We start from the raw sequence: 1,221 nt of genomic DNA, 5'->3' as shown, positions 1-1,221 counted from the left end.
GGAAGTTGGTGGCTGGTTCAGGTATTAGCACTGTGTGCTCTCTGTCATGCTCTTCCAAAGAAGGGTAAGTGGAGTAAACTGTCCCAGAATCCTCCAGCTCTGATGCTCCAGCAAACTGACCAGCGGCTTCAGCAGTCAGTTCAACAGACTAATCAGCAGCTTCCTCAGAAGATTCAGTTTCAGAAGCAAGTAGCGAAGGCTGAGCCTTTGGACAGATGTTCTGTAGCTGATTCTGAGCAGATCCAATGTGGACAACCTGGTATCAGTAGTGCTGAATGTGAAGCTATCAACTGCTGCTTTAGTGGACAGCAGTGTTACTATGGGAAGACCGTGACTGTCCAGTGTATAAGAGATGGTCAGTTTGTGGTAGTGGTGGCTAGAGATGTTACACTGCCTCGACTGAGTCTGGATTCAGTCAGTTTACTGGGAGGAAGTGACCCAGCTTGCAGTCCTGTGGGGTCCACACCTTCCTTTGCTGTATACCAGTTCCCTGTGACTGCATGTGGCACAAGAGTGATGGAGGACAGTGGTTATGTGGTGTATGAGAACAGAATGAGCTCCTCGTATGAAGTGGGGATTGGACCACTTGGTTCAATCACAAGGGACAGTCACTTTGAGCTTCTCTTCCAGTGTAGGTACTCTGGCACTTCTGTGGAAGCTCTGGTTGTGGAGGTCAACACTGTTCCTCCACCTCCACCAGTAGCTGCCCCTGGACCCCTCAGGGTGGAGCTTAGACTGGCCAATGGTCAGTGTGTCACCAAAGGGTGTGCAGAAGGGGATGAGGCCTACACGTCCTACTACAGTGATGCTGATTATCCCATCACAAAAGTCCTGCGGGAGCCTGTGTATGTTGAGGTGCACATTGTGGAGAGGACTGACCCCAACATTGTCCTGATGCTGGGACACTGCTGGGCAACTTCCGCCCCCAATCCACTCAGTCTACCCCAGTGGGACCTTCTGGTTGATGGATGCCCTTACCAGGATGACCGTTACCTGACCACATTGGTTCCAGTGACTGGCTCTTCTGGTCTTCAGTTCCCAACCCACTACAAGCGCTTCATTGTGAAGATGTTCACGTTTGTGGATCCCACATCACTGGCTCCTCTGCAGGAAACTATCTTCATCCACTGTAGTACAGCGGTGTGCCATCCGTCTTCTGGCTCCTGTGAGCAAAGCTGCGGCAGGACGAGAAGGGACACTCATGTGAAGAACATCTCTAGT

At 51.3% G+C, this 1,221-nt stretch carries 1 protein-coding gene; it reads left to right on the top strand.

Going from position 1 to position 1,221, the window contains the following annotated elements:
* Window positions 1–516 precede the first annotated feature (516 nt).
* Window positions 517–1,221: zona pellucida domain-containing protein (locus I6F41_RS17890; protein WP_231613633.1), on the top strand; the 705-nt coding region annotated here is incomplete at its 3' end.

The organism is Pseudoalteromonas sp. SCQQ13, assembly GCF_015864415.1.
GTDB classification, from domain to species: Bacteria; Pseudomonadota; Gammaproteobacteria; order Enterobacterales; family Alteromonadaceae; genus Pseudoalteromonas; species Pseudoalteromonas nigrifaciens.
The sequence above is the reverse complement of the archived record's forward strand: the minus strand, read 5'-3'. Positions and strand labels throughout refer to the sequence as shown.